Source organism: Actinoplanes sp. NBRC 101535, from assembly GCF_030269225.1.
Classification (GTDB): Bacteria; Actinomycetota; Actinomycetes; order Mycobacteriales; family Micromonosporaceae; genus Actinoplanes; species Actinoplanes rectilineatus.
This window is the reverse complement of the sequence record NZ_BSSY01000002.1, coordinates 1-7,668: the sequence shown is the minus strand read 5'-3', so window position 1 is coordinate 7,668 and position 7,668 is coordinate 1. Positions and strand designations below refer to the sequence as shown.

Annotated in this window: 10 protein-coding genes; 9 read left to right on the top strand and 1 reads right to left on the bottom strand. The window is 70.9% G+C overall.

Annotated features, from left to right (window positions below; translation table 11 throughout):
• The first annotated feature begins 102 nt into the window (after positions 1 to 102).
• From QSK32_RS05250 to QSK32_RS05215, 8 genes are all read left to right on the top strand, one after another.
• On the top strand, positions 103 to 996 hold the full coding sequence (locus QSK32_RS05250; protein ID WP_285471350.1) for a hypothetical protein: 894 nt from the start codon (positions 103 to 105) through the stop codon (positions 994 to 996).
• A gap of 10 nt (positions 997 to 1,006) precedes the next feature.
• Positions 1,007 to 1,603 (top strand): type VII secretion system-associated protein, encoded by a 597-nt coding sequence (locus QSK32_RS05245; RefSeq protein WP_045745379.1) that lies wholly within the window; start codon positions 1,007 to 1,009, stop codon positions 1,601 to 1,603.
• On the top strand, positions 1,600 to 2,175 hold the full coding sequence (locus QSK32_RS05240; RefSeq protein WP_045745378.1) for a type VII secretion system-associated protein: 576 nt from the start codon (positions 1,600 to 1,602) through the stop codon (positions 2,173 to 2,175). Before QSK32_RS05245 ends, QSK32_RS05240 begins: the two co-directional genes overlap by 4 nt.
• Entirely contained in the window at positions 2,172 to 2,669 is a 498-nt protein-coding gene (locus tag QSK32_RS05235) for a type VII secretion system-associated protein (protein WP_285471630.1), read from the top strand. The genes QSK32_RS05240 and QSK32_RS05235 overlap by 4 nt, the downstream gene beginning before the upstream one ends.
• The gene (locus QSK32_RS05230) at positions 2,666 to 3,586 is read left to right on the top strand and encodes a hypothetical protein (RefSeq protein WP_285471349.1); all 921 of its coding nucleotides are present in this window, start codon (positions 2,666 to 2,668) and stop codon (positions 3,584 to 3,586) included. Before QSK32_RS05235 ends, QSK32_RS05230 begins: the two co-directional genes overlap by 4 nt.
• A complete protein-coding gene (locus QSK32_RS05225; RefSeq protein ID WP_285471348.1) occupies positions 3,583 to 4,536 on the top strand; it encodes a hypothetical protein in 954 nt (317 codons plus the stop codon). The genes QSK32_RS05230 and QSK32_RS05225 overlap by 4 nt, the downstream gene beginning before the upstream one ends.
• Before the next feature lie 94 nt (positions 4,537 to 4,630).
• Positions 4,631 to 5,554 carry a hypothetical protein gene (locus QSK32_RS05220; protein ID WP_045745375.1) on the top strand — a complete coding sequence of 308 codons (924 nt, stop codon included), beginning with the start codon at positions 4,631 to 4,633 and terminating at the stop codon, positions 5,552 to 5,554.
• Positions 5,551 to 6,450 carry a GlcNAc-transferase family protein gene (locus QSK32_RS05215; protein ID WP_045745374.1) on the top strand — a complete coding sequence of 300 codons (900 nt, stop codon included), beginning with the start codon at positions 5,551 to 5,553 and terminating at the stop codon, positions 6,448 to 6,450. Before QSK32_RS05220 ends, QSK32_RS05215 begins: the two co-directional genes overlap by 4 nt.
• Positions 6,451 to 6,552: 102 nt before the next feature.
• Here QSK32_RS05215 and QSK32_RS05210 read toward each other — a convergent pair whose 3' ends face one another.
• Positions 6,553 to 7,023: a hypothetical protein gene (locus QSK32_RS05210; RefSeq protein WP_285471347.1), complete on the bottom strand. Its 471-nt coding sequence runs from the start codon at positions 7,021 to 7,023 to the stop codon at positions 6,553 to 6,555.
• A 41-nt stretch (positions 7,024 to 7,064) separates the two neighbouring features.
• On the opposite strand from QSK32_RS05210, the gene QSK32_RS05205 reads away from it, so the two are divergent.
• Positions 7,065 to 7,223: a hypothetical protein gene (locus QSK32_RS05205; RefSeq protein ID WP_169792497.1), complete on the top strand. Its 159-nt coding sequence runs from the start codon at positions 7,065 to 7,067 to the stop codon at positions 7,221 to 7,223.
• The last annotated feature ends 445 nt before the right edge of the window (positions 7,224 to 7,668 follow it).

The following is a 7,668-nucleotide window of genomic DNA, read 5'->3' as shown; positions in this document are numbered from 1 at the left end:
GAATCCGTGAAGGACGGGCAAGTGCCCCCGGCGTCCGGCCGTCCGGCCGCCGCGGTGTGGTCGAATACTTCCGGACGGAGCCGGGCGGGAGCGGGGGGAACGGTGAACGACGACGACGCCGTGGCGCGGTCGCACCGGATGCTCCTCGGGCTGGCCGGCCGGGTGCCGGACGACGTCCTGGCCGCCGCCCGTCTGCGGCTCGCCGACGGGATCCGGACGTCCCTGGCCGACCCGGTGGATCGGGCGCACTCGTTCTCCGCCTCCACCGATCCGGACGGCCCCGCCCTGCTGGACCTGACCGGGACCGAGCAGCCGGATCCGGTCGACCGTGTCGCCGTCGAGACCGTCGCCCGAGCATCCGGGGCGCGGGCCCTGTGGCGTTCGTGGCGGGCTCCGGCGCCCTGGGAACCGGCCGGGACCGCGCCGACCCGGGTCTACCTGCTCGAGGCGGCACTCGACGGCGCCCCGCTGGCCCGGCTGACCGCCGCCGTGATGCGGGCCCTCGTCACCGCGGGCCTGGAGTCGCCGCAGTTCGAGGCGTACCCCATCGGCTTTGATCTGGGCTCCTATCACCGTCTGGCCCGCAGCTCCTCCGCGCTGCTCTGGGCCCACGGTGATCGGCGGCCGCTGCGGCTGGCGCGGGTCTTCGATCGTGGCGGCGCGGCCGGCGTGGGTTTCGACGACAACCACGAGATCCTGTCCGCGACCGAGACCGATCAGATCGCGGGTTATCTGGAGGGCGGCGAGCCGATCCTGGTCACCACCCGGACCGCCGGCGATGTCCTCGCGCCGGACCGCGGGCCGGTCGTGCCCCTGAGTTTCCGCACCGACGGCCAGTGGATCTGGACCGAGACCGTTACCTACTACCTGCGGGAATACTCGCTGGCCCCGGACCGTGAGCTGCTCGGCCACATCCGGGCCAACGGGTACGCCGCCGTCGACGTCGACGCCGCCGCGGAGCACCGTGCGCTGGCCGTGCTGCTGACCCGTGCCTGATCGGAGAATCATGACTGACCAGCCGGACGAGACCTATCTCCTGCTGATGGACCCGGAGTGGCAGCGCCGCGAGGGGGACGAGACGCCGCCGATGCGGTCCGTGGTCGGCCTGTGGCCGTTGTCCGCGGACGGCGTGATGGGCCGGTTCCGCAGCAACCCGGAATACATCCCGCTGCGCCCGGAGTCGCCGACCGACCCGATCGACGCGCTGCTGCGGCTGGCCATGCGCGGCGACGCGACGATGGAGCAGGTGCAGCTGGTCCTCCGGGACACCCTGCTCGACCTGGCGATGAACGGCGACGGCCGCCCGCTGGTGGTGCGTTCCCCCGACGACGTGCCGTGCGTGGTGGTGGCGACCTCGGCACAGCATCAGGCCCGCACGTTCGCGCCGGAGTGGCACCGGATCGAGCTGGACACGCTGATCGAGCGGCTCGCCGACGGCATCGACGTCATGATCAATCCGAACGGCCCGGCCTCGGTCCGGTTGACCGGCGACTTCCTGCGGCACACCGCCACCCTCAGCGCAGAGGAGGTCGCCGCGTTGCAGGCGACGTTCCGTGGCGAGGAGAGCGTGACGGTCGTGCCGTGGGAGATGGGCGCCCGATGACCACCGAGAACTACCTGCTGCTGATGGACCCGGACTGGCCGTCGGACGAACTCGCCATGAGTGCCGTCGTCGGCATCTGGCCGGTCGGCGCGGACGGGGTGGTCGGCGCGTTCCGCACCAACCCGGACTACCGTGCCCGCGACGCGGACGCGGTCGCCGACCCGGTCGACGCGCTGTTCCGGCTGGCCCTGCGCGGGCAGGTGCAGGCCGAGCAGATCCAGCTGGTGCTGCGCGACTCGCTCTTCGAGGTGGCCCTCAACGGTGACGGCCGTCCGCTGGTCATGCGCTCGCCGGACGACGTGCCGTGCATGGTGATCGCCACCAGTCAGCCGCGCCGGGAGCAGGCCAGCGCGCCGCAGTGGCGCCGCATCGACCTCACCGAGCTGGTGTCGCTGCTTCCGGACCGGGTGGACGTGCTGTTCAACCCGGGCAGCCCGGCGCCGTTCCGCCTGATCGGCGACTTCATCCGGGAGACGCTGATGATGAGCGACGAGGAGATCACCGAGGCGTACGAGGTGGTCCGCGAGTCCCTCGGTGAGCGGCAGCTCGAGGTCGTGCCGTGGACGCTGTGAGCGACGATTTCCTGCTGCTGATCGACCCGGCCTGGGCGGACGAGGACGGTGATCCGCCGTTCGAGGCGGTGATCGGTATGTGGCCGGTCGAGGCGGACGGTGCGATGGGCCGGTTCCGCAGCAACCCGGAGTACTTCCCGCGGTTCGAGGACTCGCCGTCCGACCCGGTCGACGCGCTGCTGCGGCTGGCACTGGACGGCGAGGTGGAGATGGCGCAGTTGCGCACGGTCCTGCGCGACTCGACGTTCGACCTGGCGATGAACGGGGACGGTAACCCGCTGGTGGACCGTTCGCCCGACGACGTGCGCTGCGTGATCGTCGCGACCAGCGCGCCGCACCGGCAGCGGGTGGCCGCACCGGACTGGCGCCTGGTGGACCTGGACCAGCTGCTGGTGATCACCGCGGACGAGGGTTACGACGCCCTGGTCAACCCGGGTGGCCCGGCACCGGTCCGGCTGGCCGCCGACTTCCTCCGGCAGACCGCGCGATCATGAGCGCCGGTCTGCTCCACCTGCTCTGTCTGCGTGCCGCCGGCCGGATCCCGGACGAGGAGCTGGCCGAGCTGCGATCGCTGGTCGCCGCCGGCGACGGGACTGCCTGCGCGGCGCGTCTGCTCGGCGCGTTCCCGCAGGCCGAGGAGGAGATCGCGGCGCTGGCGACACTGCTGCCGCCGGGCACGCCGCTGCCCACGCCGGCCCCCGACGACGCGGTGGACGCGCCACCCACCACGCCGTTCATCCCGTTCCCCCCGGCTGACCTGCCGTTCTACGGCAAGAGCTCACCCCTGGTGGTGGACGAGACGGTGGGCGGGATCGTCGACGTGTTCGACCAGGCGCTGCTCGGCACGCTCGACCAGCGGCGGACCACCGGGGTGTGGCGCAGCTGGCGGATCGACCTCGGCCCCGGCGACCAGGCGACCGCGGTCCGGGTCTACCTGGTCGAGACGATGCTGCCCAACGACGAGCTTCCGCAGGCCGCCGAGCGGGGGCACCGCGCGCTCGCGGCGGCCGGGCACGCGGGCCTGGTCGAGGTGTTCCTGCCCGGTCTGCCGCTGCCGGCGTTCCAGCGGGCGGCGTTGTCGCGGTCCGCGCTGATCTGGGCGCCGTGGCCGGCCGGGGAGGTGCGGACGGCCGCCGGCGGTCCGGCCACCGCGGTCCTGGACGACGACGAGATCCTGCCGGTGGTCACCTATCTGCGGTCGGCCCAGCCGATGACCGCCGACCTGCGGACCGACGGCGCCTGGGTGTGGCCGTCGACGCTCGCCGACCGGGTGCTCGAGGAGGGCGCGATGACCGATTCCGATCTGCTGCGTCATGTGCGGGCGCGGCTGCTCGATCCGGAGGACCCGGCGGACACCGTCGCCGTCCACCGCGCACTCGCCTCTCTGGTACGCGCCGGAGCACTCCCGTGACCGCCACCCCGGTCCTTCCCCGCCTGCACGTGCTGCTGCTCCGGATGGCGGGCTGGACGCCCGACGACGTCGTCTGCCGGTTGCGTGCCCAGCTGGCCGAGGGCCGGCTGTCCGAGGTGGCCCGTTCGATCGTCGACGTCGTGCACCGGGAACGGGTGCCGGTCCACCCCGACGACGCCGGTCTCCTGGCCGCCGTCCTCTCCGGCGCCCCGGAGATCGCCCTGCTCGGCGGGGCCGTTCCGGCATCCGGTGGGGTGCGACCCGCGCACGCCTTCACGGCCGGGCCCGCATCCCCGTACGATGCGATCGCCGTGAATGCCCTCGAGCAGATCGACCGTCCGCTGGGTCTCTGGAGGTCGTGGCGTTCGACGGTCCCGGTCTACCTGCTGCACACCGGCGCGGAACCGGCCGCCCTGCCCGGCGCGACCGACTGGCTGCAGGGTGAACTGGCCCGTGCCGGTCTCGCCGAGCCGCAAGTCGAGGTGTGGGCGCCCGGCATCGCACTGCCGGACTACCAGCGTCTGGCCCTGGACCACGCCACCCTGCTGTGGGCCGCCGAGCCGGAACACCCGGTCACCGTGGCCCGGGTCTTCGACGGGTGGGATCCGGTGCAGGGCGGCCGGTTCGACGCCGACCATCCGGTGCTCTCCGCCGGCGACGAACTGGCCCGGGTGCTGCGCTACCTCGAACAGGGCCGGGTGCTGGTGAGCACCCCGGCCCGGGAACCGGACGTCTTCGACCCGGACGCCGGCGGCCTGATCCCGATGACCTTCCGCACCGACGGCCGCTGGATCTGGACCGACGCGGTCATGCACTACCTGAGCATGTACGCGCTGAGCCCCGACCCGGAGCTCCTCGACCACATCCGCGGCCGGGAGCACACGTTCACCGAGCCGTCCGAGGTGGCCACACATCGGGCTCTCCGCTCCTTGATATCCGTGCCCTCATGACGCGCCTTCATGAACGGGTAGGAAGATCGGTCCGTTGGGGCAGGAGACCCCCCGCGGTCTCTCTCCTCGATCACCGGCATGGTCGAATGCGGGGATGACCGACCAGGACCAGCTGCACACCGCCCTGTTGAACCTCGGCGGCCGGGTCCCCGACGCGATGCTGGCCGAGGCACGGCTGACGCTCGCCGACACCGGCACGGTGACGCTTCCCGCGCCGGAGAGCACGATCGAGCTGGCGTTCACCTTCACCGCCGCCAAGCCGGGCGAGCGGGCCTTCAGCAAGCAGGCGCCGCCGCTGACCGACCTGACCGGCCTGGACGGCCTGATGGACGAACCCGACCGGGTCGCCGCGGCCACCACCGCGCAGCTGACCGGGACGGTCGCCCTGTGGCGCAGCTGGCGGATCGCCCCCGAGTGGGCGGCGCAGGTCATCCCGCCGGCCCCGCTCTACGTGCTGGAGACGAACGGCCCGAAGGCGCAGGCCGCAGCCGCGGTGATGCGGGCGCTGGCCGCGGCCGGGATCACCGCCCCGCTGGTCGAGGTGTACTCGTCCGGCGAGAAACTTCCGGCGTACACCGCCGCGGCCCGCAACTCCAGCGCCCTGATCTGGACAGACCGGGACACCGGCCCGATCCGGCTGGCCCGGGTCTTCGACGTGGTCGACGCGGCCGGCGCCCGGTTCACCCCCGACCACGAACGCCTGACCGGCGACGACCTCGCGCAGGTCGCGGCCTACCTGGACGCCGGTTCGCCGGTGCTGGCCACCACGTCCCGGGTCGCCGACGTGGTCGAACCGGTCCGCGGTGACGTCGTCCCGATCTCGTACCGCACCGACGGCCACTGGCTCTGGCCCGAATCGGTCGGCTACTACCTGCAGGAGTACGGCCTGGCGCCGGAACCGGAATTCACCGCCCACATCCGGTCCAAGGGCAGGCTGTTCCCGTTCACCGACCCGGCCGACGAGCACCGCGCCATCGCCGTCCTCTTCCAGTCGCACGCGGTCTTCCCGGTCGCATGACGATCTTCGTGGCGATCGCGTCGTACCGCGACCGGGAACTCGTCCCGACGGTCCTGGACTGCCTCGCCAAAGCCGCGAAACCGGAGGAACTTCGGATCGCGGTCTGCTGGCAGCACCTCGGTGACGAGGACGTGTCGGCGATCCGGGACCTGCCGCAGGTCGACATCTACGAGTACGACGCCCGGGAGAGCCGGGGCGCCTGCTGGGCCCGGGACAAGACGTTCCAGCAGTACGGTGGCGAGGAGTGGCTGCTCCAGGTCGACAGCCACACCCGCTTCGCCCCGGACTGGGACGTCCGGCTGATCCGGATGGCCGCGGAGACCGGCGTGGAGAAGCCGATCCTCACCGCGTACCCGGCAAGCTACGAACCGGACCAGGAGTTCACCGGCGAGGGCGAACCCGCCGAGATCACCGTCAACACGTGGACCGACTTCGGGGTTCCCATCTTCGGCCAGCGCCTCATCGAAGGCGCGGAACCGGGCGTACCACCCAAACCGGCGATCTTCCTGGCCGCCGGTTTCCTCTTCGCACCCGGCTCGTTCGCGGTCGAAGTCCCCTACGACCCGAACATCTACTTCCACGGCGAGGAGATCACCCTCGCCCTGCGCGCCTTCACCTGGGGCTACGACCTGTTCCACCCGACCGAGGTGCTGACCTGGCACTATTACATCCGCGAGGACAAGCCCCGGCACTGGAGCGACCACGCGGCCGAGGACTGGGCCCGGCTCGAGGAGCTGAGCCGCCGCCGCGTCCTCTACATGCTGCACAGCCCGCCGGTCGACCGGCTCGGCATCGGCCCGGTCCGCACCCTGCGCGAGTTCCTCGAACACTCGGGCTGCAATTTCGCCCGCCGTTCCTGGACCGACACCCTGGCCCAGGAACTCGTCCCGCTCTGACCCGTCACGGACCTGCGACGCACTCCGGCGCCCCGGAGAGGGCTCATCCACCGAGCCCGAAGTCATCAGCAATCGCGGCGTTGGTTTCCGGGGAGCCTCCGGTCACAGTTGTTTCGGATACAGCTGGAGCTGGAGGACGAGATGGCGCGTTCGAGCGTTTTGAGCGAAGCGACCCGCGTTGAGCCCACCTCCGACGATCGTGATCGTGCCGCCGAGATCAACCGCGCCGGGGCGGAACTCTCCCCGGCGATCCTCCGGCTCCCCAGCGGGCAGGAGATCGCGCTGTCCGAGTCCTTGGTGGCCGTGCTGATCGCGTCCGCAGGGCAGCTGTCGCAAGGGCATGGTGTCACGCCTGAGCCGATCCTGGACACGCTCCGCTGGCTGTGCGGCATCGAAGCCAACCCTGCGGAGGTAGATGATGAGGCATCGCCTGGTGCTGAGCCATCCAGTTCCGACGACATCCCGGATGAGGACGAAGATTTTCCTTACCAGACGCTGCGACCCGATCCCGACAGCTACCTGGCCGGCGGTGACGTCGCTCGGCTGCAACGCCAGGTCCGCGGCTTCAACCATGCTGGCGAGATCCGCGAGTGGGGTTCTACGCCCGTACCTTCATGCTCGATGACGACATGGGCGAGATCTACCGGATCCTCGAACTCATCGCGCCATACGTCTCCGACGACGGCTACGGCGGCCATGAGCGGGAGGAACACGACACCGAGCAGCTGTCCCTGTACCTCTTCAGCGGCGGCACAGTCTCGATCCGGCGATAGACGAGGCTGCTACTCGTTACCAACACCACGGCCCAGGGCGCGGTCAACAGCGGAGCGCCTACCTGGACTGACCCAGCTGACCGCAGCCTGGACCGCGAACGACGACTGCTCGGTCATCCCGAATGCTCAGAACTCCAGCATGGTCGCCAACGGCCTCGGCATTCTGGACGACCTGGTCAATCAATGCCCTCGGCAACCGGACCGGCCAGGTTCAGCATGCCGCCGGCAGCCAGACCAGCGGCCCGGCGGGCCAATCGCCGATCAGATGACCTGATCACCGCCGTGAACAGCAGTTACCCGAGAACGCAATGACCCTAGTACTCCAGCAGGAGATCCGTTTTGAGCTGCTGTGGCGGTGCGGGTTTGTCCGTGGACAGCAAGCAGCCACCGCTGAGTCTCGGTGGTTGTGTGGACCCCGAAATCGGCGGTGGCTGCCGCCTACAGC